Here is a 26,362-nt window from a genome sequence, read left to right as displayed (position 1 = left end):
CGCGGTTCGCAAATGCTACACCTCGGGGTGCACTTCCGCCTCCGCGGACTTCACCGGCGTGGCCGGCGTGGGGTGCTTGTCGGTGTCGCGCGCGCGCGTGAGCGTAGTGGCGATGCCGCTGGCGATGATCAGCGCCATGCCGAGCCAGGAGATCCAGTTGAGTTTGTCGTCCCAGACCAGGATGCCCCAGAGGCTCGAGAACACAATGCCGGCGTACTGCAGGTTGGCCGTCAGCAGCGTGTTGCCGCGCTTGTAGGCGCGGGTCATCGATGTCTGGCCCAGCGTTGCCAGCACGCCGATGGCCAGCAGCAGGGTGGCACCGTGCCAGGTATGCGGGGTGGGCCCCGTGTACAGCATCCAGGCCAGCCCGCAGACCATGCCCACGGCGGAGAAGTAGAACACGATGCGACCCTCGGGCTCGCCCAGTTGCCCCAGTTGGCGCACTTCGACATAAGCCAGTGCCGTGAATACGCCGGAAATCAGGCCGATCAGTCCGCCAGTGAGCTGATCCTTGCCGACTGATGGCTGCAGCAGGCAGAGCACGCCGGCGAACGACAACAGGATCGCGCCGATCAACTTGCGGTCCGCCGCGCCAGCCGTGCCGGCCAGTGCGGCACTGGCGCCGAGGATCAGCGCGATCCAGACCGGCGACATGTAATTCAGCGTCATGGCCGTGGCCAGCGGCAGCAGAGTGATCGACGTGAACCAGAGCAGCAGGGCGGTTACGCCGAACACACTGCGCTTGATGTGCGTCGCCATGTGTGGCGTGCGGACCGAGATGCCTTGGGACGCCAGCATGATCCACATGATGGTCACGCCGATCAGGCTGCGATAGAAGACGATTTCGCCGGTGGTGTAGAACTCGGAAGCCAGTTTGACGCCCACCCCCATCAATGAAAACGAGAAGGCGGCGAACAGCATCCAGAGCGATTGCATGGCGAGGGCGAGGTGAAAACCGAAAGCGAGGGTCGGGTACGACGCGCATGCGCGGCTTCATGCGCCGGGCGCTGCGGTTGGGGGACCACGGACCAATGGGGCGCCGGCCATGGGAAGGGTCGGCGATGGAAGGCCAATTGTAACAGTGCGTAGATGGCCACTCCAATGCAAAACGGACCATTTTCACGGTCCGTTTCGGAGGATGGCGGCAGATACCGGGCGATAGCCGGTCAGTCGCTCAGCCCGTGTAGTCCATGGTGCGGCGATACCATTCGTGGAAGTGCTGCATGCCGTCTTCCATTGGGGACTGGTAAGGGCCGGTTTCGCTGACGCCGCGTTTCATTAGCGCCAGGCGGCCGGCATCCATGCGTTCGGCGATCTCGTCGTCCTCCACGCAGGTTTCCATGTAGGCGGCGCGCTCGGCCTCGACGAATTCGCGCTCGAACAACGCTATTTCCTCGGGGTAGTAGAACTCCACCACGTTGCGGGTCTTGCGCGGGCCGAGCGGATGCAGCGTCGAGACGACCAGCACGTTCGGATACCACTCCACCATGATGTTCGGGTAGTAGGTCAGCCAGATCGCGCCGTGCTTGGGCAGCGTGCCGTTGTTGAACCGCAACACCGCGTCGTGCCACTTCTGGTACGTCGGGCTGCCCGGCCGCTTGAGCCCGGCATGCAGGCCCACGGTCTGCACGCTATGCCAGTCGCCGAACTCCCAGTTCAGGTCGTCACAGGAGACGAAACTGCCCAGGCCCGGGTGGAACGGCACGACGTGGTAGTCCTCCAGGTAGACCTCGATGAAGGTCTTCCAGTTGTAGTCGCACTCGTGGACTTCCACGTGGTCGAGCATGTAGCCGTCGAACTTCAGATCCCCGGCCACGCCTAGGCGGGCCAGGTCCTCGCGCACGTCGCGCGCACCTTCGAACAGCAGGCCGTTCCAGTTCTGCAGCGGCGAGCGATTCAGGTGGACGCACGGTTGCTCCGCGAAATGCGGCGCGCCGAGCAGTTCACCCTTGAGGTCGTAGGTCCAGCGGTGCAGGGGGCAGACGATGTTCTTGGCGTTGCCGCGGCCGTTGAGCATGATGGCCTGGCGGTGGCGGCACACATTGGACAGCAGCTCGATGCCCGCGGGGTTGCGGACCAGCATGCGGCCTTCGTCTTCGGCGGCGAGCGTATGGAAATCGCCCGTCTCCGGGATCATCAGTTCGTGACCGACGTACCCCGGGCCTTTCCTGAACAGCAGTTCCAGTTCTTGTTGATGCAGCGCCTCGTCAAAGTAGACATCCACAGGCAACTGCGAATCAGCCGGCGCCAGCTTGAGCGCGGTGCTGAGATTGGACATTATCCCCACTCCCTATGACAGGCGAAAGCAGTGAACAACCCAACCATCGAAATATGAAATCGATTTGGGAAACCCTGTCAGACGAGTGGAGCGTGGTCCGGTTTCCTGCGGCATTGGCCGGCACGCGCGGAGGGCGGAGACGGTACACAACGGCCGGTCGACGGGACGCGAAAACCGGCATTTTTGCACGGCAATGGCGGTCCGGGCGGCGATGCGGGCACGGTCGGCGCCAACTCGCTGACGAGCCGGGGATTGTACCCGAGGCCAAAACTTAAGGGTCTGATTTTTTTGCCTTTTTAGCGTAAAAGTCGACCCGGGTCGTCATGGAGGTGCCCTTTGGAGCGCATTCGGAATGACGACCCGGGCGCACACGTCACTTCCACTTTGGGACCCGCCCGCGAAAGGCCTGGCCGAGGGATGACACAGGTTGGCCAATGCATATCTGCGGGTAAGTCCGGGTTTGGCGTAAAATCCCGGCTTCCCCTGATCAAGGCCTGACATGCCAAAAACGACGACCGCCCCGGTCCAGCCTGAAGAATTGCCGGCAGCCAGCGTGCCGCCGGCATCCTACGAGGCCGCAATGGCCGAGCTGGAGACGCTGGTGGCGAGCATGGAGAGTGGCGAACTGCCGCTGGAGGCGTCCCTCACCGCCTACCGCCGCGGCGCCGAACTGGTGCGCTATTGCCAGCAAAGCCTCGAGCGGGTCGCGCAGCAGGTCAAGGTACTGGAAGGTGACACGCTCAAGCCACTGGCTGGCGAGTCACGCACAGATAACAACAGCAACGGCGCAGATTTCGAATGAGCGATTTCGCTACCTGGATGCGGGCGCAGGGCGCCCGGACCGAGGCCGCCCTGGACGCGGCACTACCGTCCCCTGACACAATTCCACACACCTTGCATGAAGCCATGCGCTATGCTGTCCTCGGCGGTGGCAAGCGGGTTCGCCCGCTTCTGGTCCACGCGGCCGGCGAGGTGGCTGATGCAACACCCGAGGCCTGCGATGCGGCCGCGTGTGCCGTGGAAATGATCCACGCCTATTCGCTGGTCCACGACGACATGCCCTGCATGGACGACGACGACCTGCGCCGCGGGCGTCCCACGGTCCACAAGGCCTATGACGAGGCCACCGCACTGCTGGTGGGCGACGCACTGCAGACGCAGGCGTTCATCCTGCTGGCCCAGACCCCGGCTGTCGCCCCCGAGGCGCGACTCAAGCTGGTGGCGGAACTGGCGGTGGCATCGGGCTCGGTCGGCATGGCCGGCGGCCAGGCCATCGACCTGCAGAACGTGGGCCTGGCCATGTCGCGCGACGCGCTGGAGGCCATGCACCGGATGAAGACCGGCGCCCTGTTGCGCGCGAGCGTGCGCATGGGGGCGTTGTGTGGAAACGTCGATTCGGTTGGACTGGCCGCGCTGGACCGCTATGCTGCGGCCGTGGGATTGGCGTTCCAGGTGGTTGACGATATTCTCGACGTCACCGCGGATACGGCGACACTCGGCAAGACCGCCGGCAAGGATGCCGCCAATGACAAGCCGACCTACGTGTCCCTGATGGGACTGGATGCCGCACGCGCACTGGCCGCCCAGCTGCGCACCGACGCCCACGAGGCGCTGGCGGGATTCGGCGCGCGGGCACACCGGCTGGCCGAACTGGCCGACCTGATCGTGCTGCGCTCAAACTGAACTGAAAAAGCCGGACGCAAAGAATCCGGCGGCCGAACGGACACCATGACCTACACGCTGCTCAATAAAATCGACGACCCCGCGGACCTGCGCAAGCTGGATCGGCGCCAGCTCAATACGCTGGCCGAAGAACTCCGCGCCTATGTGCTGGAATCGGTCTCCCAGACCGGCGGGCACCTGTCGTCCAACCTCGGTACGGTGGAGCTGACCATTGCGCTGCACTACGTCTTCGACACGCCGGCTGACCGCGTGGTCTGGGACGTGGGCCACCAGAGCTATCCCCACAAGATCCTGACCGGCCGCCGCGACCGCATGTCCACGCTGCGCCAGTACGGCGGTATCTCGGGGTTCCCGCGCCGCGCGGAAAGCGAGTACGACACCTTCGGCACCGCGCACTCGTCGACGTCGATCTCCGCCGCGCTGGGCATGGCGCTGGGCGCGCGCACCAAGGGCGAGAAGCGCGTGGGCATCGCCGTGATCGGCGACGGCGCGATGACCGCCGGCATGGCCTTCGAAGCCATGAACAATGCAGGCGTCTACAAGGACCTGCCGCTGCTGGTGGTGCTCAACGACAACGACATGTCGATCTCGCCGCCGGTGGGCATGCTGAACCGCCACCTGGCCCGCCTGCTGTCCGGCCAGTTCTACGCGGCCACCAAGAAGGGCATCGAGCGTGTGTTGTCGGTGGCGCCGCCGGTGCTGGAGTTTGCCAAGCGGCTGGAAGAACATGCCAAGGGCATGGTCGTGCCGGCCACGCTGTTCGAGGAATTCGGTTTCGACTACATCGGTCCGATCGATGGCCATGACCTCGATTCGCTGGTGCCGACGCTGCAGAACATCCGCCAGCGCGCGCTGGAAGGCCACGGCCCGCAGTTCCTGCACGTGGTGACCAAGAAGGGCCAGGGCTACAAGCTGGCCGAGGCCGACCCGATCCTCTATCACGGCCCGGGCAAGTTCAACCCGGCCGAAGGCATCCGCCCGTCGGGCAAGCCGTCGCGCAAGACCTACACGCAAGTGTTTGGCGACTGGCTGTGCGACATGGCCGCGGCAGACAAGCGACTGGTCGGCGTGACGCCGGCCATGCGCGAGGGCTCGGGCATGGTGGAGTTCGAGCGGCGTTTCCCGGAGCGCTATTACGACGTCGGCATCGCCGAGCAGCACGCCGTGACGTTTGCCGGCGGCCTGGCCTGCGAAGGCCTGAAGCCGGTCGTGGCGATCTATTCCACGTTCCTGCAGCGCGGCTATGACCAGCTGATCCATGACGTGGCGTTGCAGAACCTGCCGGTAGTGTTCGCGCTGGATCGCGCCGGCCTGGTTGGCGCCGACGGTGCCACGCACGCGGGCGCGTATGACATCGCCTTCCTGCGCTGCATCCCCAACATGATGGTGATGACGCCGGCGGACGAAAACGAATGCCGCCAGTTGCTGACCACCGCGTACCAGCAGGACTGCCCGACGGCCGTGCGTTATCCGCGCGGCGCAGGCGTCGGCGTGGCCACGCAGGCCGAGCTGACCGGGCTGCCGTTGGGCAAGGGCGAAGTGCGCCGCGAAGGCAATGCCCGCCCCGGCCAGCGCGTGGCCTTCCTGGCCTTCGGTTCGATGCTGCACCCGGCACTGGGCGCGGCCGAGGTGCTGGACGCCACGGTCGCCAACATGCGCTTCGTCAAGCCGCTGGACGTGGAGCTGGTGAAGCAACTGGCCGCCAGCCATGACTACCTGGTCACGGTGGAAGAGGGCAGCGTGATGGGCGGCGCTGGCAGTGCCGTGCTGGAAGCGCTGTCCGAAGCCGGCATCGACATTCCCGTGCTGGTGCTTGGCCTTCCCGACAAGTTCATCGACCACGGTGATCCCGCCTTCCTGCTGTCGCAGTGCGGGCTCGACGCCGCCGGCATCGAGCAATCGGTGCGCGAGCGCTTTTCGATCTCGGCACAACCGGTCAAGGTGGCCACGCGCGTCGCCTGACGTCGCTGTCCCGCTGAACCAGGCCAAACCGGCGCGGCAATCCCGCGCCGGTTTGCTTTGTGGGGCCTGGAAATGGTGATCTTCCGCGTCAGCTCGCGGGCATCCGCACGGATCATGCGGATTTGGGCCGCATTGCGACAGGGTTATCCAATTCCCGCTAAAATCGCCCTTTCATTTTTCGTGTTCGCAGCTGCGGGCCGGCCCTTTACTGCCGGGACCCGTCGTTTCACACTCGTTGCGCGGCGTGGATAAGTCCTGCGAAAACGCCGCGACCGTAAGGATGGCCGACACCCCCTGCCGACGTCCTGGAGGAAACCGTAGATGAATGACATCAATCCCGCCTTTGTCATGCCCGACGTCCAGTCGAGCGTGGATACCCGCCAGATCGTGATCCAGCGCGTGGGCGTGAAGGGCGTGCGCTACCCGCTCACGCTGAAGACGCCGGCCGGTGTAGTGGCGACGGTCGGCACGTTCAACCTGGACGTACGCCTGCCGGCGGATCAGAAGGGCACGCATATGTCGCGCTTCGTGGCCCTGCTGGAGGAAAACCAGGCCCCGCTGGACGTGGACGCGTTCCGCGCGCTGCTGGACGGCATGCTGCTGAAGCTGGAAGCCGATGCCGGCCGCATCGAGGTTACGTTCCCGTATTTCATCTCCAAGACTGCGCCGGTGTCGGGCGTGCAATCGCTGATGGACTACGAGGTGACGCTGGCCGGTGAAGTACGCGATGGCGAGACGCGCGTGTTCCTGACCGCGCTGGTGCCGGTGACGAGCCTGTGCCCGTGCTCCAAGAAGATCTCGCAATACGGTGCGCACAACCAGCGCTCGCACATTACGATGCGGGTGGAACTGGCGGGCGACCGCGGCGGCGACATGAGCGTGGAGACGCTGGTGCGCATGGCGGAGGAAGAAGCGTCGTGCGAACTGTGGGGCCTGCTCAAGCGGCCGGACGAGAAGTTCGTCACCGAGCGTGCCTATGAGAACCCGAAGTTTGTGGAAGATCTGGTGCGCGATATCGCCGTGCGCCTGAATGCCGACGACCGGATCGTGGCGTACACGCTGGAAGCGGAGAACTTCGAGTCGATCCACAACCACAGCGCCTATGCGGTGATTGAGCGCGACAAGCGCGCGACGGAGCCGTCGCTGTAACAGCCAACCTCTGCAGCGACACGTTGGACAGGTGGGACCCATCGGGGGCAGTCACGACGACTGCCCCCGATTGCATTGGACGGCGGCTCGCGTGATGCCTCCGCCGGAACTCAGACCTGCATCGTCCCGGCTTCAGGATTGAACGCGGCAAAAAAACAAAACCCCACGCGGATGAGGCGTGGGGTCTGTTTTCGATGCATTGTCACCCGATGGGTGACGGCGCTTATGCCGGCAGCCGGATGTCGGCCAGGTCCCAGCGTGGCGTCACGCCGTAGTCGTAGCCGCGCTGTGCCAGTTGCGGTGCGGCCTGGAGTCGCATCGCGCCGGCAAAAGCGATCATTGCGCCGTTGTCGGTGCAGAAGGCCAGGTCGGGGTAGAACACCTCGACCTGGCGACGCTTGCCCATCTCGTCGAGTCGTTCGCGCAACTGCCGGTTGGCCCCCACGCCACCCGCCACGACCAGCCGCTTGTGGCCGGTCTGCTTGAGGGCGTTAAACGACTTGGCCGCAAGCACGTCGACGATGGCATCGACAAAGGACCGGGCCAGGTTGGCGCGATCCTGCTCGCAGGTGTTGGCCAGTTTGCGCGTCTGCGTCAGCACGGCGGTCTTCAGTCCTGCGAACGAGAAATCGAGATTGCCCGAATGCAGCATGGGACGCGGCAACGTGAATGCGCCGGGCGTGCCGAACTCCGCCAGCCGCGAGACTTCCGGCCCGCCCGGGTAGCCGAGGCCGAGCAGCTTGGCGGTCTTGTCGAAGGCCTCACCCGCGGCGTCATCGAGCGTTTCGCCCAGCAACTGATAGTCGCCGATGCCTTTCACTTCCATCAACTGGGTATGGCCACCGGAGACCAGCAGCGCCACGAATGGAAATGGCGGCGGTGCATCGGTCAGCAGCGGCGAGAGCAGGTGACCTTCCAGGTGGTGCACGCCGACCATCGGCACATCGAGCGCGAAGCCCAGTGCGTTGGCCACCGATGCGCCCACTAGCAGCGCGCCGGCCAGGCCGGGGCCCTGCGTGTAGGCGATGGCGTCAATGTCATCGCGCGTGCGCTGCGCTTCGTCCAGCACCTGCTGCAGCAACGGCAGCACGCGGCGAATGTGGTCGCGCGAGGCGAGTTCGGGTACCACGCCGCCGTAGTCGCGGTGCATGGCGATTTGCGAGTGCAACGCGTGCGCAAGCAGGCCGGCCTCGGTGTCATAGAGGGCCAGCCCGGTTTCATCGCAGGAGGATTCGATACCAAGGACGAGCATGGGGAAAATGGAGCGGCCAGCGGCGATCTGCGGGGATCGTGCCGGCAAAATCTGAAGGCCAGCAGGTTAGCACACCGGCGCCGGCTACGCTGTCCGCAGGGTCGGCGCACGGCTTTTCGCTACAATCGGCGCTTCGTTAAAAAGGCAGGTATGACAAAAAGCAGGACAGACCGGTTCGATGTGGCGGTGCTGGGCGCGGGTGCGGCCGGCATGATGTGTGCCGCCGTGGCCGGACAGCGCGGTGCACGCGTGGTGTTGATCGACCATGCCACGCGGCTGGCCGAGAAAATTCGCATCTCGGGCGGCGGCCGTTGCAACTTCACCAATTTGCAGGCCAGCCCGACTAACTACCTGTCGTCTAATCCGCACTTTTGCCGGTCGGCGCTGGCGCGCTACACGCCACAGGACTTCCTGTCGCTCATGCGCCGGTATGACATCGGCTGGCATGAGAAACATCGCGGCCAGCTGTTCTGCAACGACAGCGCGGAGTCCGTGATCAACCTGCTGCGCGCCGAATGCGAGTCGGGCGGCGTGCACTGGCAGACCGGCTGCGTCATTGAAGAGATCCGGCGCGAGGGCGATGACTTCCTGCTGCTGACCACTCAGGGCACGATTCGCGCCGGGGCCGTGGTGGTGGCCACCGGTGGCCTGTCGATTCCGAAGATCGGCGCATCGGATTTTGGCTACCGCATCGCCCGCCAGTTCGGCCTCAAGATCGTCGACACTCGGCCGGCCCTGGTGCCGCTGACATTCGATGGGCAGGCCTGGCAGCCTTTCGTCCCCCTGGCCGGGGTATCGATGGAAGTGGACATCGCCACCGGCAGCGGCAAGACCGCCGGCGCCTTCAAGGAAGACCTGCTCTGGACGCACCGCGGCCTGTCCGGCCCGGCTGTGCTGCAGATTTCCAGCTTCTGGCGGCCCGGCACACCGATCGAAATCGACCTGTTTGACGGGGAAGAGGCCTCGGACTGGCTGATCGCCCATAAGAAGGGCAGCCGCAAGCATCTCGCCAATCTGCTGGCGGAACGCCTGCCGTCCCGGCTGGCCGATGCCTGGTGCGCGGCGGCCGGCCTGCCTGGCGCGCAGTCGGTGGCCGACCTGCCGGACAAGCCGCTGCGCCAGCTCGGCGAGGCATTGAACCGCTGGAAGCTGGTGCCCTCCGGGACTGAAGGCTACAAGAAGGCCGAGGTCACGCTGGGCGGCGTGGATACCCGGGGCCTGTCTTCGACCACGATGATGGCGCGTGAGGTCGATGGCCTCTATTTCATCGGCGAAGTGGTCGACGTAACCGGCTGGCTGGGTGGCTACAACTTCCAGTGGGCCTGGGCATCCGCCGTGGCCGCTGGCGAAGCCGCGGCGGAAGCCGCGCGCGGCGCCACGGCTGTTGCGTAGTCAGCACGCGGCGGTCCGGAGCGCCGGTCGTGCGCGTGCAGCGTCACAGGCCTTGCGCTACAATCGGCACCTCTCGTAAACGCTGGCAGGGCGCCGGCATCCTCTTCTTCCTTTTTGGCCAAATGACTACGATTCGCCTCAAAGACAATGAACCGTTTGAAGTCGCCATGCGACGTTTCAAGCGCACCATCGAGAAGAATGGGCTGATCACCGAGCTGCGAGCGCGAGAGTTTTACGAGAAGCCGACTGCGGAGCGCAAGCGCAAGCGCGACGCCGCCGTCAAACGCCACTACAAGCACCTTCGCAGCCAGATGCTGCCGAAGAAGCTGTACTGACCGCACCCCGAGTCAGCTTGAAACCCGCTGCGGGCACGGCTCCGGCGGGTTTTTGCGTTATGGTCTGACTTGTCGCGGCCGCACGCCGGTTCGGCGCGTAACCCCAAATTTTCGGAAAACTGCCATGTCCCTGAAAGCCCGCATCAACGACGACATGAAGGCCGCCATGCGCGCCCGTGAAGCCGACCGCCTCGGCACCATCCGCTTGTTGCTGGCCGCCATCAAGCAACGCGAGGTCGACGAGCGCGTGGAACTGGATGACAGCGCCGTGACGGTTGTGATCGACAAGATGATCAAGCAGCGCAAGGATTCGATCTCGCAGTTCGAGCAGGCCGGCCGCAACGACCTGGCTGACAAGGAAAAGGCCGAGGTCGAGGTGTTGACAGCCTATATGCCGGCCCAGTTGTCGGATGCCGAGGTTGCCGCCGAAGTCCAGAAGGCAGTCACCGAATCCGGCGCCACCGGTCCCCAGGACATGGGCAAGGTGATGGGTATCGTAAAGCCCCGCCTGGCCGGTCGTGCTGACATGACAGCGGTCTCGGCCCTAGTCAAAGCAGCCCTGACCTCCAAGTAGAATGCCGCTGGTCAGACCGGTGTCGTAAAAAGACCTTTAGGTCAGAAGTAAGCACGGTTAGCATGTGCGATGCGTGGAATTGCCGCCAGGTTGACGGGATTTGGCGGTCATTGTCAGCAATGTCCGGCGACGCGTTGCATCTGCACTACAATGATTCGATAGCCACCGGGCGTCGTTCCGGTCACGCATTCCAGAAAAGCGGCCGCCGGCGAGCCCGGCAGGCCTTGCCATCAGGACGGTCAGTCGGGTGATTCCGCAATCCTTTATTCAGGACCTGCTCAACCGTGTCGACATTGTCGACGTGGTGGGCAAGTATGTGCAGCTGAAGAAGGGCGGCGCCAACTTCATGGGGCTGTGCCCCTTCCATAACGAGAAATCGCCGTCATTCACGGTTTCGCCCACCAAGCAGTTCTATCACTGCTTTGGCTGCGGCGCCCATGGGTCGGCCATCGGTTTCCTGATGGAGTATTCCGGGCAGTCATACCCGGATGCGGTCCGAGAACTGGCGCAGTCCGTCGGCCTGTCGGTGCCTGAGGAGCGCGACCGGCTGCCACCGGCACAGCGCGCCGAGCAGCAGGCAAAATCCGTCGCGTTGTCAGATGCCATGACGCGCGCCACTGATTTCTATCGCAAGCAACTGCGCGGCGCGCCACAGGCCATCCAGTATCTGAAGGGCCGCGGTCTGACTGGTGAGATCGCCGCTCATTTCGGCCTGGGCTACGCGCCGGATGACTGGCAGGGGCTGGAGGCCGTGTTCGGCAGCTACCGTGATGACGCCATTGCCGCGCCGCTTGTGGAAGGCGGGCTGTTGATCGAATCCGCGGACAAGCGCGATGCCGATGGCAAGCCGCGGCGCTATGACCGCTTCCGCGATCGCATCATGTTCCCGATCCGCAATACCAAGGGGAATGTGATCGGCTTCGGCGGCCGCGTGATGGGCCAGGGGGAGCCAAAATACCTGAATTCGCCTGAAACACCGCTCTTCAGCAAGGGAACGGAGCTCTACGGCTTGTTCGAGGCTCGCCACGCGATTCGCGAGAATGGCTACGTGTTGGTGGTGGAAGGCTACATGGATGTGGTGGCGCTGGCCCAGCTCGGCTTTGCCAACGCGGTGGCTACGCTGGGCACCGCCTGTACGGCTGTGCACGTCCAGAAGCTGATGCGCCAGACCGATGCCGTGGTGTTCTCGTTCGACGGTGACGCCGCCGGCCGTCGTGCCGCGCGCAGGGCGCTGGAGGCTTGCCTGCCTCATATCGCCGACAACAAGACCATCCGTTTCCTGTTCCTGCCGGCCGAACACGATCCGGACAGCTACGTGCGGGAAGAGGGCACGGACGCCTTTGCGCGGCAGGTCCAGACGGCCATGCCGCTGTCGCGATTCCTGCTGCAGGTGGTGACGGAGGATCAGGACCTGCGCCAGCCGGAGGGCCGCGCCCGCGCCCAATACGAAGCCAAGCCGCTGTTGCAGGCCATGCCCGCCGGTGGGTTGCGGCTACAGATTGTGCGGGAACTTGCCGATGCTACGGGAACGACGCCTGCCGAAATAGAGGTGGTCTGCGGGCTGGGCAGCGATTCGTCGCGTGTCGGCCGCTTTGCCCAGCCACGGCCCCGTGCCCGCCGCCAGGCGCCGACGGGCCTGGAGCAGCGCGTGATCCAGTTGCTGATGTGCTACCCGGCCCTGGCAAGCCGGCTCGAGCCCGACGCTCGCGCGCTGCTGCTGGACGCCGAGCGGCCCGAAACCGAAGTGCTGGCGCATCTGGTGGAGGCTTGTGATGGTATACAGGGCGAAGTGAACTTTGCGGCATTTAGCGAGCAGCTGGCGCAATCGCCCTATGCCGAGGTTTATGCCGGCGCCCGAACCGCGGTGTTGAAGGAAGACATCGAAGAGGAGCCGGCAACGCTGGAATTTGACGGCGCCATCCACAAGTTACTGGCAGATCCGCTGCAGCGCGAGCTGGAAACCCTGCAGGCGGCCGTTGTGGCTGGTATCGCCGATGAGGCTGGCAAGGCGCGCATGCGCTGGCTGGTCGCGGAAGTCCAGCGCCGGCGCCAGCTCGGTTGGCGCCCCGGTTCGGCGGATGAAGGGTGAACAGATATACGGCTTGAGCGGCCTGCACGTGGCGCAAGACACGCTCCAGATTAGGGCGTGTCGAGCTTAAGCCTTGATTTTTCAGGTGAAAACCTCACCTGACAGGAAGCTGGGCGTTGGTGACGTGCTACAATGCCCGGTTTGGATTGCGAAATCTTTCTCTCCAGTTCTGGCGAAAGTGAGCGTGCCAATGGCAAAGGCCAAAGCAACCGAAAGGGTAGCCGAGAAGGCGCCCTCCAAAGCTCCCCAATCAGGGAGCGGCAAGGCGTCCGTGAAAACAACGGCGGCGAAGACATCGACCGCGTCAGTCAGGACGACACAAGCCCGGTCTGCGCCAGCAAAGTCCGTGCGCGGTGCATCAGCATCCGCCGAGACCACTTCCGCCAGGAATCGCACATCCAAAATTACCAAGCCCTCGACTTCGGCACGCGAGAGCGGCGAGAGCGCCAATACGAGCGGCAAGATTGCCGCTTCTGCACCCGTGAAAGGCAAGAGTATCACCGTGGCGAAACAGCAGAATACCGAAGTCGAGAGCAAGCGTGCGGCAACGACGGCCGGCACCCGGAATGGAGGCGCCAAGGCAGGCGCCGCCGCCGCGGCGCCCAAGGCCCGTGCCGCGACTCCCGCACCCGTTGCATCCGAGCGTCCCGCTGCCCCGGCCGTCAAGCCGGAGCCCAAGAAGCGTGGCCGCAAGCCCAAGGCCGAGATGCAGCAAGACGACAGCACTACTGAAGACGTGACTGAAGAGTTTTACGAAAACGATGCTCCCGCGGCCACCCCTGCTGCGGCGCCCAAGACCGAAAAGCAGAAAGCCAAGGACCGCAAGGCCAAGGAAAAGGCCCTGCTCAAGGAGTTCGCCTCGACCCAGCAGGGCACCGAGGAGGAACTCGAGGTCCGCCGCCAGAAGCTCAAGGCGCTGATCAAGCTGGGCAAGTCGCGCGGTTACCTGACCTACGCGGAAATCAACGATCACCTGCCGGACGACATGGTCGATTCGGAGACGATCGACACGCTGGTCGCCACGCTGAACGACATCGGCATCGCCGTCTACGAGCAAGCTCCGGACGCCGAGACGCTGCTGCTCAACGACAACGCGCCGTCCGCCACCAGCGAGGAAGAGGCCGAGGAAGAGGCGGAAGCCGCCCTGTCCACGGTGGATTCCGAATTTGGCCGTACCACTGACCCGGTCCGCATGTACATGCGTGAAATGGGTACCGTGGAACTGCTCACGCGCGAAGGCGAAATCGAGATTGCCAAGCGGATCGAAGCCGGCCTGAAGGACATGGTCATGGCCATTTCCGCGTGCCCGGTCACGATCTCCGAGATCCTGGCCCACGCCGAGCGCGTGGCCAATGACGAGATCAAGATCGACGAATTCGTCGACGGCCTGATCGACCCGAACGCCTCGGAGGTTGTAGAGTCCGCGGCCGCCCCGGCTGCTGCGGCTGACGATGAAGACATCGAATCCGACGAGGAAGGCGACGAGGAAGACGAAGACGAAGACGAAGCCGGCGCTGGCGCTGCGGCATCCGCACGCCAACTGGAAGAGCTGAAGCAGTCCGCGCTGGAGAAATTCCGCGTGATCGCCGAGCAGTTCGACAAGATGCGTCGTGCATTCGAGAAGGAAGGCTACAAGTCCAAGCCGTACGTGAAGGCGCAGGAAGCCATCCAGGCCGAGCTGATGGGCATCCGCTTCACCGCGCGCAATGTCGAGCGCCTGTGCGACACGCTGCGTGGCCAGGTGGACGAAGTCCGCAAGCTGGAACGCGCCATCCTGAACATCGTGGTCGACAAGTGCGGCATGCCGCGTTCCGACTTCGTGGCCCGTTTCCCCGGCAACGAGACGAACCTGGACTGGATCCAGACCATCGTGGCCGACAACAAGGGCTACAGCACGATCGTCGAGCGTAACGTGCCGGCCGTGCACGAACTGCAGCAGAAGCTGATCGACCTGCAGGCCCGCGTGGTGCTGCCGCTGAAGGAGCTGAAGGACGTCAATCGCAAGATGTCCGAAGGCGAGAAGCGCGCCCGCGAAGCCAAGCGCGAGATGACCGAGGCCAACCTGCGTCTGGTGATTTCGATCGCCAAGAAGTACACGAACCGTGGCCTGCAGTTCCTCGACCTGATCCAGGAAGGCAATATCGGCCTGATGAAGGCGGTGGACAAGTTCGAATACCGTCGCGGCTACAAGTTCTCCACGTATGCCACGTGGTGGATTCGCCAGGCCATTACGCGTTCGATCGCCGACCAGGCTCGCACGATCCGTATTCCGGTTCACATGATCGAAACGATCAACAAGATGAACCGGATCTCGCGCCAGATCTTGCAGGAAACCGGCAACGAGCCGGATCCGGCAACGCTGGCCGAGAAGATGGAGATGCCGGAGGACAAGATCCGCAAGATCATGAAGATCGCGAAGGAACCGATCTCCATGGAAACGCCGATCGGTGACGACGACGACTCGCATCTGGGCGACTTCATCGAGGACACGAACACGCTGGCGCCGGCGGAAGCTGCGCTGCATGGTTCGATGCGCGATGTCGTGAAGGACGTGCTGGACAGCCTGACGCCGCGCGAAGCGAAGGTGCTGCGCATGCGTTTCGGTATCGAAATGAGCACGGACCACACGCTGGAAGAAGTCGGCAAGCAGTTCGACGTCACGCGTGAGCGGATTCGCCAGATCGAGGCCAAGGCACTGCGCAAGCTGCGCCACCCGAGCCGCTCCGACAAGCTGAAGAGCTTCCTGGAAGGCAACTAAGCCCTTCCAAGGGCCTCTAGCTCATGCCTGGTTAGAGCAGCGGACTCATAATCCGTTGGTGCCGTGTTCGACTCACGGGAGGCCCACCACTGCTGTCAAGGGTTTGCAGGTTAGCGCCTGCAAACCCTTTTTGTTTTCTGGCTCTCATGTAAGAGCGTTGTAAGTCGAATGCGGTGAATGTCGGCCGACCCGTGTGCGTGTCATCGCTGCCGACCTTGCGATGCTAGGCAAGATGAGCAACTTCCTCGGACTGCGCATGCGACTTAGTCACTTGGGCGTCTCGATATTGCCCCACCGTTACGCCACTACGGGCAGTTAAGCCTCTCGACCGTGATGTCGGCACGGGAGCCCCTATGACATATGCAAGCTGCAGCGTGGCAACCGATGCGTCCCCCGGCAGCAGAAACTCGAACTGAGCAGCGAGGTCGCTCCAAGCGCCGTCGAGCGGCAAGTCATAGCCGACTGCGTAGCTTCTGCCGTCGTCAAACGCGGCAACCGAAACACGCGGTCCTCTGCCAAGCTTCCAGGGGGCGGTAATTAAACGTGCCACGCCCTTGCCCCGACGGATGATGCGAATCCCTACGGGCTCCGCAGTAGTGTCACTTCGACGCCAGACGCCTATCTTCTCTTGCCACCAGCAGATTGGTGCCACCAATGTTAATGAGTAAGTATTCGCTAACTTAATTTCGCGGCGATAAAAAAATGGCTACCCACACGGTCGGCAAGGGCTCGGCCCTAGAGATTGGACGCCCCCTACCCATCTGGTGGCCTAGGTTGGGTTCTCTGTACTCGGAAAATTTCGCGCTTTGTTCGGCGTCCTAACGGTTTTTGGTGGTCGTTCGTTGCTTTTCTTTGCAGTCTTCCTAGCGGCAATGCTAAGTGTCTGATCGGTTCGAGCGCGCGCATCCAAAGCGAAGGCTCTGACTTCAACGGGGCCAGTTTCATTGCATATAACGCCAGCGGCAATTGATTGCAAATGATCCATCAGATTACTGAAATTCCAGATTAATCCATTCCGTCTCCATGTTTTCGCCGAGTGAAGGGACACAACCAAGATGCCATGTCTTCGCTTGTGGGTACGCAGGTAGTCTCGCGCTAGTTGGCCGCTAAGCGTGTTTTCGAGTTGAGTCACCGTCCAACCCTTATTGCCGTTCTTCACCTCGATTGCAACCTCGACATTTGCCGATGTAGAAGAGACGACAATATCCGGCTCATTCCCCCTAGCGACCTTCGGCTCTCGGTGGGCGTGGAAGCGCCCCCTCGATCGTTCATTTAGACGCTCTGCTAGCCACGTCTGCACTTGGTATTCGTCCTGAGCAAGCTCCAGTATGGATCTGCTACTTGCATCGGACTGAGCAAACGAGGTCGCAATATCCGATAGCACAGCAGTGACCACGCGAAGTAGGTCACTACCCGTCTTCGCGGGACCGGTTCCTGCTCGTTCAAAGTCAAGTACGTCCGATTCGCTCCAGGCAACTAAATCTCCATCGGATTCCGCCTTGCCATGTGCAAGCTCTAGGATGCGCAGACGGTCGCCGCCGAAGGTTGGGTCAGTTGCCAACTGTAATAGCGCTTGGAAGGCTTCAGTTCCCGGTCGAGCCACTAAGGCATTCAGTGCTGCGCTCTGTGCATCGTCGGCAGCATCACGAACCGTCCGCGTTCTTGCGCCGCCGCGTTCATCGGGGCGAGGTAAGCGGCTACCGTAGAGCAGTTTTAGAAGCGCCAAAAGCGAGGAAGCGGACAGTTGTGTCAACGTGCCAGACCCGTCGCGATATCCACGTCCAAAAAGATGTCCCAGCCATTTATGTAATCGCCCTTGCCACGCCGTCTCATTCTCTTGCTCGTTGCGTGCCATAAGCCCGCAAAGCTGATGCGCAGCGTCGTCCGGCGCTAGAAGCAAGTACAGTGCGTAGTACACCAGCGCACGTTTGTCATCTAGAGCATTCAGATGCGCGTCTAACCTGGTCTCGACAAGGAGGCGTAGGGCTTTTGCAGGCATCTCATTGCGACTGACTGCCAAGATATGGAGTGCTCTCTCCAATGTTGTCTCATCGGTCGGTTCGCTCTTTCTCAGTAGTCGGAAAACGCGAGAAGCCACCAAATTTCGCAAGGTCGTTGGGCCATTCGCGCTACCAACTAGAAGATCGCTACGCACTCCTTCGGATGCATACTCGAACTCCACCGATGTCTGAATCACGTTGGCAGCATCATTCATGCGGGTGCCAACAAGATGCTGGAACCAGTCCGTGCTGCAGTCGCCGACGTAGCAGCAATGCTTTACGGCAAGGCGGACTTCTTCAGAGGAGAGATTCTTAGCCCAGTCGGACACTTCCACGCTTTCGATGGCGAGGCCATGAAGTGCCAGCGTACTTGTGAACTTGGTGGAGAAGCTTCCGTTGCCGTGATAGACGGGGCGTTCGGCTTTGATCTGCCGCCAAGCTAAACACATGCCGTTCTTGTAGTGTTCCGCCACGTTATTGCCAAAAACAGGTCTCAGCACGCGCCATGACCTGGAGCTCTCGGGCGAATTATTACCAGTCTTGGCTTGAATCCATTTGGTAAGGTGATGCAGGCGATAAAGCCCAGCTTGCCAGCTGATAAGATTGGCTGGTGAATCAAGAAACTCGGGATGCTTCTTAAGCTCTTCGCGAAAGTCACGCCATGACTGCTTGTCGCTCTCCTCTTGTTGCTTGCGCGTTAGTTTGGCTTTTTCCAAACGTTTCGCATTGCCATCGGTTGGAGGCGGGGTTTCAAAGTGCGCTAGGTCATGAAGCAGGCATGGATTACCACCAGCGATATCTTCGAGTCGGAACCGCTCCGCTGGCAGTCGCTTAGCATTGTGCAGCACATGGTAGACGGCACTGAACGCCACGCGGCGCTCACTCTCATGAGGTCGCATTCTCGCGTCCTCCATAAGCCATTGAAGATCGCTTTCCCCGATGCCCCATAGTTGAGTGCCGTAAAACGGCCCTATCTGCCAGAAGTAGATTGGTGGATTATCGCGGGGCCTTCCTCGTATCCCAATATTCGCATTCGCCCACATCAAGTCTCGATTCAACTTTGCATCGCTGCGAACGCGATCGGTAAGCTGTATAAGGACATCGCTACTGTGATGATCCATCACGCGCTCGATAGCCATGAGTAGGCGAACTACACCGGGTTCGACATCCTCATGACGGCGACTCGCTAGTTCTAGCTGCGCGACTTCGGCAAGCCCGCTTCCTAGTTCCGCGTGCTCGTCCTCTGAGCTGGAATCCGTATCCTCTCCCGGAGACCGCTCCAAGCAAAGTTCTGCTACCCCAAAGGCAAACTGTCGAGCCGATGCAATGTCTGACGATGCTCTGAAGAGATCTGCGAGACGTGGCCCAAAGCCCTCGCTTTGAAAGCGGCGCGCAGGTTGAGATCGTGCAATAAGATCGAGTAGGTCGGCGGTTGTGAGATGGCTGGGATAAAGGATGGCACCGAATTCTGGCGCCAAGCGCGCATTTAACTTATCCGGGGCCGCGCGCACGTCACGAGCTAACAACCCGAGACCTACGCCGTCAGAGCAGGCGCGCAACGCGCGAGCCGCAATAGTTCGGCAATAGACGTTCTGACTTTGATCTAAGGAAACCTGTCGCGCGAGATCGATGCAACCAGGTATGGGACCCTCCTCGATGAAACGTAACAATTGCAGGCGAAAGTCGTTGCGAGCATTGCTGTTCCATGCGTCGTGGATTGCTTCGGCTAACTCTGGGTCTGAAAACATCCAGGCTGCACGATGGTCTATCATTTCAGCGTTGAGCTCACCTTTCGCATCCAGTTCTGCATAGGCTTGTAAGAGACGCGCTCGTACCGGTATAGGGAGCGAGCGGGGGTCGCCGTGAGCGATGAGGCAAACAGGCTCACGGCGGATAGCTTCGTCTAGTATGATCGGGTGGCTATAAGCAAGCCAAGCAGTGACTGCTCTAAGTGCGGGGCGAATGGTCTCGACCCCATATAGTTCAACGAACAGAAGCCGAGTTACTTCGTCCAAAGGGCAGTTTTCCCCAAGCAGGCGCTTTAGCCAAGAGGCGGTCAGATACTCTTGACTAGTCCGTTGGTGAAAGCGCACTCGGCCGTATGTAGCCGGGGCGAAGAGCCCGCGCCGAAGCAGAGCCCCAATCTGCGCTGGAGTCCAATCCGGCAATACTTTCAAAGGTTCGATTGCGCCATATGAAAGTTCAGGCTCCGATTCTTGACCTATCGCTCGCAGCGTGAAGGACTTTCCCAGAACAAGCGCTGCTGCTAGCCGCTCCGCGCCTTCGCGAGCTTGCTGGGGTGTGATTTCACCCGCGTCCGGCCGATATGCGTCTTCCTCAGTTAATTTACGACGGATCCCTTCTTCAGTCATTTCTCGAAGGGTGCCGAATGTGAGGTGCTCTTTCCAATAGCCGACAAGATCAATGAGGTCGCCGGGACGCTCCGTCATACGCAGCAGTCCCGAACGATCAGCCTCACGCAAAAACTCGTCGGGATTGGAAATTCCCGCTGCGTTGGCGAATGATCTCTTTTGCTCGAAGGTCAGGGGTACAAGTTGGACAACGAGCAATTCAGCAGGCACTTCCTTCGGCCGTTGCAGCGACTCACGATGAGCCGCGTTCTCAGTTGGCCTAAAAATCGGCGCCAACAGCTCTTCATCTGGGTCAAGCATTGCCGATGCGCTAGGAAGCACAACATGCGGAAGCCGATCTGCAATTAAATCTCTATCCCCTTTGCCATGCCAGTCACTGGCGCGGCAAGTAACTAGCACATGTGCTCGCCCGAGATTTTCACGTCCAAGTTCCTTGGAAAATCGTCGCAATGCCAAGTCAAAATTCTTCTTGTTAAGTCGAGCTTCATCGACCGAGTCCAGGAAGAACCATGCCGGTTCGCTTGTTGGCTTCCACTCGCGGAAGTCGACAGTGTCGGTCTCATCCAAGCTGGCTTCAAACCCATTATCTGCAAGTTCCTCGATGCGAACAAAGTATGCGTGCTTGCTTTGATTCTTGAGTTTTTTTGTTTGAAACAGTAGCTCTTGGGTTTTGCCGCTCAGGGCCTCCGCCAGTAGCACAACTCGTGGACGTTGTAGGAGTTCATCCCAGTTCTGCCACCCGCCGTACTTGCGCCCGGCCGCAACTCCCCATTCGAGGGTTGCCTCCTTGTCCTTAACTAACGGCGCGAACATGCGATCGAGATTTACGAAGTCCATGTGTAAGAGAATTATGTTGCGCCATTTGATAGCTGGGTTCGTCGCTTCGGTCAGGTAGTTGCTGAACTTACTGCAGACAGTCCCAGAAGGCGGCGTAGACGAGAGGCCTTGTCGCCATTCTAGCCTTGAACTGTTCCAGTAGGCTGCGAGCCTTAATCGGGCTCAACGATTGTTGCAAACCCATAAGCCAAAATTCGATGCTTCAATTTCGCCTGCAAAGAGCGAGTTATCGATTGTCACGGCAAGGCTTGGTTCTACAGTGCGGACAGGCGGTACCGTGGCGGAGACTGGCCCAAGAAGCCGACCAGCGGCAGCCGCACCGACAGAGCAGGCTGAGCGGCTCATTCTGGCCGACAAACTCGACAGACTCGACGCGTCCCCCCGCTTTCTCCATACACTGCCGAATCTTTGCAAGAGTTTCGATGTGATGCGTCGCTAGATGTTCGGCCTTCCAGCAAGCCCGACACCAGACGCCACGGTGAACCAATCGTGGTGACTTCTTCCACTCATGCCCGAGTGCACAGCGCCATAGTAGTTCGACGTTCTGCCCCAAATACTGCGTGCTTTCGCATGTTCCGCCGTGCGCGCGCGCCATCGCCTGGCACTGGGCCAATCGGTGATCCGTAACGATAGCGATTTGGTGTAGATCGACCGGTGGCCGATTACGCCAAGAAATGCACGTCACGCCGGTACGCTCCAGTTCCGATCGAATGTGGGCTTCGATCTCGTGGTGAGGAACGGTGTACGGAATTTCAATTAACGTGATGCCGTGTTCGCGGCAAGCGGCGCGCTTCAGCTTATCGCGAGAGCGTAGTGCGGCAAGCCGTCGGCCATCCATCCTGAATTGCTTGACCTTCGCAAAATGCTGTGCTCCCTGATATTCGAACGCGAGTTTCAGCGTCTCGCAGTACCCGTCGAGTTCGAGCGGCTTGCCGCGCTTGCCAAGCAGCCAGGGAGGACGTGCCTTCGGAAAGCGGGCGTCAAGTAGGTGCTCGAACACGGCCCTGCAAATCCGCTCGCTCAAGCCATGACGACACATGGGACACCATCGCCCTGCAATCACGTTTGCCGGCGCCGTTGACCACCGATGCCCGAGTGCGCACTCCCATTCAAGAGGGTGGTATGTGTTCCGGTAGTCCAAGGAATTGCATTTACCACCTTTCGCGGCAGCCAGCCGCCGCATGTCATCGATCGCCAGATTCGTGTTGTCTCGGCTTTTCTTCTCGTTCGCACAAATGACGCACCAGTGTCCGGAGAACACATTAGCCGGCTTCGTCGACCACTGATGCCTCCCTGCGCATTCCCAGTCCAATGGCGTGTCGCTATCCAAGTACGCTGCTGAAAGGCAACGCCCACCACGTTCGCGCGCGATAGTCTGGCATTTGAGGTATCCCCTGAAACGCCGCCGTCTCCGGCTACGCTCTTCTGCGCAATGGGGGCACCAATGTCCTGCGAGAACACTTTCGCCATTTGCTTCCCATTCGTGATTTCTACAGCAGCGCCATGGCAGGCGGGTTCTGCCATTGATGTATGTTTTGGCAAGGCACTGACCGCCGCGAAGTCTCGCAATCCGTTGCATTTCCTCCAGCGTGTGTGCCGGCTTTCCAGCTTTCCAGGATCGCATGACACATCCTCCACGTAGTTGTGAAGAAACCTTAGTCAAGAATTTCGCATTGACCAAATACGCCTCTCCTGCCAACAAGTTGGTAGGAAGCTGATTGCGTGAGAGCTGAACCTCTGGCAACTATATTTCGTGTCTCTGTGGAGCCGTGCTGTTGTACGAAACTCTCTCGGTAGTACCCCGCAAGAGAATTTTTTTGGGGGGGCAAATAGAGCGGTGTTTCATTGGCAACATGTTGGTTGCAGCACGGGCTATGTGCAGCTGATGCTGGATCCAATTTTGTGGCGACAGAAATACGCGGTTGCGCGCGTTGTCGGAAGATCGGCGGCCCTATTCCCTAGTGATTGTTCGCCTAGTGGGCTATCAAGCTAGCATAGCCTCGCAGGTCGGATTCCAGCGGCTATTGGTTGACAGCGATAGAGCGTAGGTAGCAATGGAAAGCGTCTTCCAGTCTCGCGCCGACCCTGATCGCGGCTGATCCGAGGGTTAGGATGACTATGCGTTCAGGTGTTCATACTTTTCTCGTTTGCATTCGATCTCGATCCAGCTTCGCGGCTAGGCTGTGACGAGTCGCAGTCGGTCGAGGTGGTGTTTCAACCTACCTGCGATCTGCCGTGCCGCTGCGCGCGGCTTAGGGTATGCTGCCGGCTTCCTGAATGTAAAAGAACGCAGAGACAAGCATGAGGCAGAAGCTGCTCGACCTGGTCGATTTCCGTGTCACGGAAGCGAAATTTATCGATTTGTTCTGCAATCGACTCATAACAGAGCAAGGCTATTCGCACGACAACTTCGTGCTAGAAATGGGTTTTGGGACATCGCTCAGAGCGGATCTCGTCATTGCAGATTCAAGGGATGCGCGAACACCGATCGCGATCATCGAATTCCAGCGTCTCCCAGAACGGAACACGCCGGATTTTCTGCGCAGGATGTCTCGCTATTCCAATATCTGTCCTGCCGCGCGTCTCTTTTCAATTTTTTATTCGACGAGGGAGCTGAGGATCCAAGAGCATTTCGTTGATGGTGGTCAACTGAAGTCAAGGAGCCTTGTTGAGTTCCCCTCCTTCGAGCAGCTGTCGCAGACCTCTAAGGCCTCGACTGATGCAGGGAAGATCTGGTCGGGACCGTTCGCATTGGAAAAGAATGACCTGTTGCGCCTAGTTGTCCAGGCGAAACGGAAGCTCGACGAACTATCCATCAACGTGACCGGTGAAGGAGGCGCGTTCGCAGCTTCCCATGCATCGGTGGCTGATGATTTGCGCTCAAAGTTGGACTTGAATTTTTCGGATCTGGGGGTGCCAGAGCCATGGAAGACCGACGACGACCTCTTTTCCGCTGTTCTTCTATTTTCGGAAGAACTCGATGCGACGATCTCAGGGGTGACCGCCAACGAGAGTCTGTATTCGCGTACGCTTACTTCGGTCCTTCAGGAATTGCAGGCCGGCCTGCGGAAGATCCTCACGTCCGATATCGTGAAGCAGTTGCCTGGGGTTGTCACATGGGGAAGCGGCAAATCATCGCCAATTGACGAGCAGTCCAATGCCGCCATCGATATCCTTGTCATTACCGCCATGCTTGAGCCGGAGTTTACAGAAGTACTATCGGTGATCGAGGATCAGACGCATGAGAAGCCGTATAGCACGGCGGACTATTCTCACCGCATCCGTGGCAGGTTGGCCGATACATCTGCTTCCGTGCTTGTCGCGACTCAGGACGATATGGGCATGGCCAATGCCGGTATTCTGGCGACGAAGCTCATTCTCCGCTATCGTCCGAAGTATGTGGTAATGACTGGCATCGCCGCCGGGATCGACAGCAAGACCCAGCAGGTAGGCGATATTCTCGTACCGTCCCACACCTATGATCTAGCCATGGGCAAGCTGGAGGAGGACGAGGATATGTCGTTTATCTTCAAGCCGAAGTTTTATCAAAAGGATGCCAGAGATCATTTTTCGCACGTCGGCGACATTCTTGGATCTGCACGTGACACAGATTTCCAGAATGCGTTGTTGTCTGTACTCCGCGCTGCTCTTCCCGATGCCTGTAAAAAATTGCTCAAACGCGGCATCCAGGTCCACCATGGATCGTTTGGCTCCGGTGGCACGGTAATTGCGGCCGAGGAGGAGGCTCAGTTTTATCGGAAAATCAATGGTGGTCTGATCGGCTTCGACATGGAGGCTCACGCAGTGGTCACGGCGGCGGCAGAGTGCGGGCTTGAGAACAAGCCATACGTCCTTGTTGCGAAAGCGATATGCGATTTTGCCGGCACCGACAAGAAGAAGAACAAGGATCTTAAGCAAAGGCTGGCAGCAAGGGCCAGTGCCATTTATTTCCATCATTTTTTTGTCAACTACGTCTTCGCTGACGACTGATCGACGATCTGACGCATCCACTCCTTCGGGTTCTGCGCCATATGCCGTTCAAAAAAAGCGGCGCCGGAGCGCCGCGTGGTGGATAGGAGGGAGTGGAGCCCCAAGGAGCAGTTTCGCCTGTGGCTAGAAGTAGATCATCGTCACGCCGCTTTCCATCATTACCTCGGCATAGGGTGCGGCTTTCTTGGCAACCGGAGCCGCTTGCTGCTTGGCGGCGATGGGCTTTTGCGCGATGGCACGCTTGATCGGTTGCGGCTTGACGGGCGGCACTTGCGTCGTACGCGGCTGCGGGGTTGGCAGGTCGCCCGGGTCGAGGACGCGATTTTCCTGCAAGACGTCCGAGAACTTGAGTTTTTCGCGGCTCAACGTCACCGCGCCGTCTTCATCAAGGCGCGGCGTCGGCAGCGAGAACGCGTCCAGCATCGGTGCCAGCTTGTGGGTCAGCGCGGTCAAGCGTTCGGAAATCTCGGCGCGGGTCAATGGCAGCAACGTCATGCGTTCGACCTCCGCTTGCGCGTCCTTCAGCGCCGTCGAAAGCGTGGACACTTCGTCGGCATTGGATTCGTACCGAACCGACTTCGCGCCCGTCCACGAATGGAGCGGGAACGTCGTAATGCGCGTCAGATGTCGCAATTTGTCCTTGGCGTCGTCGAGGTGCAGCCAAAAATCATCGAGCCGATTGTCGCGCGTATCGCGCAGCGCTTGGTGCAATTCGCTTGCTTCCGCGCCCTTTGACGCTTCGGCGGCGTACACCATGGCGCGGGCTTGCGTTTCCTTCTCACGTGCCGTCAGGAGGCGTGCTTCGGCCGCTTCCAGCGCACGGATTGCTGTTTCGAGCGTCGCGCCAGCAGCGGCAATGCCCTTGTCATGGCGCGCATCGAGGCTACCCAGGCGCTGGCACAGCACCTTGCGGTTATCAATGGCCGCTTGCTCGGCGCGGGCGATGATTTGCTCGGTTTCGGGGGCTTCAAGAATCTGACGAATAACCCGCTCGTCGTCTTTGCTGAAGGTGGCCTTGTTGAAGATGTTGAAGAGGGTCATGGTGTCTATCTCCAGAGTGGAATTTTGGGGTACTTCTTGTCGTACTGGACGGGCTTTACTCGGCAATCTGCCAGCCGACGACGTTGTGCAAGCGCAGCCCCGTGCGGGCGTCATACCAGTCGGCCCCCGAGGAACGAGCGGCGTACCGCGCGAGCCGATAAATCGGGTCGTTGTCACGGTGCGCGAGGTTGGTGGCGTCGACCTTCACGAGAACGTTGCTTACGCTACCTGCGCTGTCCAGCAACGCCGCGAGGCCGCTACCTGCATCAGCGGGGCTGTTCCAAGTCGGGGGTTGGATAGTTGTAGCCATTTCATTTCCTCCATCAAAAATGCGCCATGGGCGCGTGGGTTAGGCGCGTGTGTGTCCTGTCTGCGCGGCTTTATCCAGTCATAGCTAAGCCCTCCCATACTTGATTTAACGCTTCCCGAAATTTCCTGAACTTCCCGGAATCAGGCTTTTCCGGCTGGCCCAAATTTCCCGAAGTTTCCCGCCGCCCCTTTTAGGGCTGAGGATTACCCACAAATCCGGTTGTAAACCTCGGCAGACGGTGTTAACTTGCGCGCATCCTGTTCATTTTGCGGCAGCGGGTTGGCAATCGAGGACGACACGACAGACTGGGCGAGCGAGGAATTCGCGCAAGCGAATTTCG

At 60.7% G+C, this 26,362-nt stretch carries 18 protein-coding genes and 1 tRNA gene; 11 read left to right on the top strand and 8 right to left on the bottom strand.

The window, feature by feature from the left end; genetic code table 11:
• Positions 1 to 15: 15 nt before the first annotated feature.
• Both AC1DOX_RS22675 and AC1DOX_RS22670 read right to left on the bottom strand, forming a co-directional pair.
• Positions 16 to 936 carry a DMT family transporter gene (locus AC1DOX_RS22675; protein WP_092134741.1) on the bottom strand — a complete coding sequence of 307 codons (921 nt, stop codon included), beginning with the start codon at positions 934 to 936 and terminating at the stop codon, positions 16 to 18.
• A gap of 238 nt (positions 937 to 1,174) precedes the next feature.
• Positions 1,175 to 2,278: an aromatic ring-hydroxylating oxygenase subunit alpha gene (locus tag AC1DOX_RS22670; protein WP_092134740.1), complete on the bottom strand. Its 1,104-nt coding sequence runs from the start codon at positions 2,276 to 2,278 to the stop codon at positions 1,175 to 1,177.
• Positions 2,279 to 2,777: 499 nt separating this feature from the next.
• Between AC1DOX_RS22670 and AC1DOX_RS22665 the strand changes: the two genes are divergently transcribed.
• The 4 genes from AC1DOX_RS22665 to folE2 all read left to right on the top strand — a co-directional run bounded on the left by AC1DOX_RS22665 (position 2,778) and on the right by folE2 (position 7,072).
• Positions 2,778 to 3,080 (top strand): exodeoxyribonuclease VII small subunit, encoded by a 303-nt coding sequence (locus AC1DOX_RS22665; RefSeq protein ID WP_441617362.1) that lies wholly within the window; start codon positions 2,778 to 2,780, stop codon positions 3,078 to 3,080.
• Positions 3,077 to 3,961 (top strand): polyprenyl synthetase family protein, encoded by an 885-nt coding sequence (locus AC1DOX_RS22660; protein WP_441617364.1) that lies wholly within the window; start codon positions 3,077 to 3,079, stop codon positions 3,959 to 3,961. The genes AC1DOX_RS22665 and AC1DOX_RS22660 overlap by 4 nt, the downstream gene beginning before the upstream one ends.
• 45 nt (positions 3,962 to 4,006) lie before the next feature.
• Positions 4,007 to 5,923, top strand: coding sequence for a 1-deoxy-D-xylulose-5-phosphate synthase (gene dxs, locus AC1DOX_RS22655; RefSeq protein ID WP_441617366.1), 1,917 nt, complete (start codon positions 4,007 to 4,009; stop codon positions 5,921 to 5,923).
• A gap of 321 nt (positions 5,924 to 6,244) precedes the next feature.
• Positions 6,245 to 7,072: a GTP cyclohydrolase FolE2 gene (gene folE2 / locus AC1DOX_RS22650; protein ID WP_441617368.1), complete on the top strand. Its 828-nt coding sequence runs from the start codon at positions 6,245 to 6,247 to the stop codon at positions 7,070 to 7,072.
• A gap of 223 nt (positions 7,073 to 7,295) precedes the next feature.
• On the opposite strand, the gene tsaD is transcribed toward folE2, so the two are convergent.
• Entirely contained in the window at positions 7,296 to 8,324 is a 1,029-nt protein-coding gene (gene tsaD / locus AC1DOX_RS22645; RefSeq protein WP_441617370.1) for a tRNA (adenosine(37)-N6)-threonylcarbamoyltransferase complex transferase subunit TsaD, read from the bottom strand.
• Positions 8,325 to 8,474: 150 nt separating this feature from the next.
• Between tsaD and AC1DOX_RS22640 the strand changes: the two genes are divergently transcribed.
• The 4 genes from AC1DOX_RS22640 to dnaG all read left to right on the top strand — a co-directional run bounded on the left by AC1DOX_RS22640 (position 8,475) and on the right by dnaG (position 12,714).
• A complete protein-coding gene (locus tag AC1DOX_RS22640) occupies positions 8,475 to 9,716 on the top strand; it encodes a BaiN/RdsA family NAD(P)/FAD-dependent oxidoreductase (RefSeq protein ID WP_441617372.1) in 1,242 nt (413 codons plus the stop codon).
• Positions 9,717 to 9,838: 122 nt separating this feature from the next.
• Complete coding sequence (gene rpsU / locus AC1DOX_RS22635) at positions 9,839 to 10,051, top strand: 30S ribosomal protein S21 (protein WP_092134729.1); 213 nt, start codon at positions 9,839 to 9,841, stop codon at positions 10,049 to 10,051.
• Positions 10,052 to 10,175: 124 nt separating this feature from the next.
• The gene (locus AC1DOX_RS22630) at positions 10,176 to 10,625 is read left to right on the top strand and encodes a GatB/YqeY domain-containing protein (protein WP_092134727.1); all 450 of its coding nucleotides are present in this window, start codon (positions 10,176 to 10,178) and stop codon (positions 10,623 to 10,625) included.
• 247 nt (positions 10,626 to 10,872) lie between these two features.
• Positions 10,873 to 12,714 (top strand): DNA primase, encoded by a 1,842-nt coding sequence (gene dnaG, locus AC1DOX_RS22625; protein WP_477101426.1) that lies wholly within the window; start codon positions 10,873 to 10,875, stop codon positions 12,712 to 12,714.
• A gap of 81 nt (positions 12,715 to 12,795) precedes the next feature.
• Here dnaG and AC1DOX_RS22620 read toward each other — a convergent pair whose 3' ends face one another.
• Positions 12,796 to 13,176, bottom strand: a complete 381-nt coding sequence (locus tag AC1DOX_RS22620; protein ID WP_441617376.1) for a hypothetical protein — start codon at positions 13,174 to 13,176, stop codon at positions 12,796 to 12,798.
• Positions 13,177 to 13,195: 19 nt separating this feature from the next.
• On the opposite strand from AC1DOX_RS22620, the gene rpoD reads away from it, so the two are divergent.
• Positions 13,196 to 15,472, top strand: coding sequence for an RNA polymerase sigma factor RpoD (gene rpoD / locus AC1DOX_RS22615; RefSeq protein ID WP_092134723.1), 2,277 nt, complete (start codon positions 13,196 to 13,198; stop codon positions 15,470 to 15,472).
• A 10-nt stretch (positions 15,473 to 15,482) separates the two neighbouring features.
• Positions 15,483 to 15,561 (top strand) — tRNA-Ile (locus AC1DOX_RS22610).
• 680 nt (positions 15,562 to 16,241) lie between these two features.
• Here the strand turns inward: AC1DOX_RS22610 and AC1DOX_RS22605 are convergent.
• Complete coding sequence (locus AC1DOX_RS22605) at positions 16,242 to 20,681, bottom strand: NACHT domain-containing protein (protein WP_477114066.1); 4,440 nt, start codon at positions 20,679 to 20,681, stop codon at positions 16,242 to 16,244.
• A 226-nt stretch (positions 20,682 to 20,907) separates the two neighbouring features.
• A complete protein-coding gene (locus AC1DOX_RS22600) occupies positions 20,908 to 21,681 on the bottom strand; it encodes a PDDEXK family nuclease (RefSeq protein ID WP_477114065.1) in 774 nt (257 codons plus the stop codon).
• Between the two features lie 1,301 nt (positions 21,682 to 22,982).
• Between AC1DOX_RS22600 and AC1DOX_RS22595 the strand changes: the two genes are divergently transcribed.
• Positions 22,983 to 24,671 (top strand): 5'-methylthioadenosine/S-adenosylhomocysteine nucleosidase family protein, encoded by a 1,689-nt coding sequence (locus tag AC1DOX_RS22595; RefSeq protein ID WP_477114064.1) that lies wholly within the window; start codon positions 22,983 to 22,985, stop codon positions 24,669 to 24,671.
• Between the two features lie 123 nt (positions 24,672 to 24,794).
• On the opposite strand, the gene AC1DOX_RS22590 is transcribed toward AC1DOX_RS22595, so the two are convergent.
• Positions 24,795 to 25,712, bottom strand: coding sequence for a hypothetical protein (locus AC1DOX_RS22590; protein WP_477114063.1), 918 nt, complete (start codon positions 25,710 to 25,712; stop codon positions 24,795 to 24,797).
• A 55-nt stretch (positions 25,713 to 25,767) separates the two neighbouring features.
• A complete protein-coding gene (locus tag AC1DOX_RS22585; protein WP_477114062.1) occupies positions 25,768 to 26,022 on the bottom strand; it encodes a hypothetical protein in 255 nt (84 codons plus the stop codon).
• Between the last annotated feature and the right edge of the window lie 340 nt (positions 26,023 to 26,362).

The organism is Cupriavidus sp. 01L415, assembly GCF_056400065.1.
Note: the sequence above shows the minus strand (reverse complement) of the source record. Positions and strands in the feature narration are given on the sequence as shown.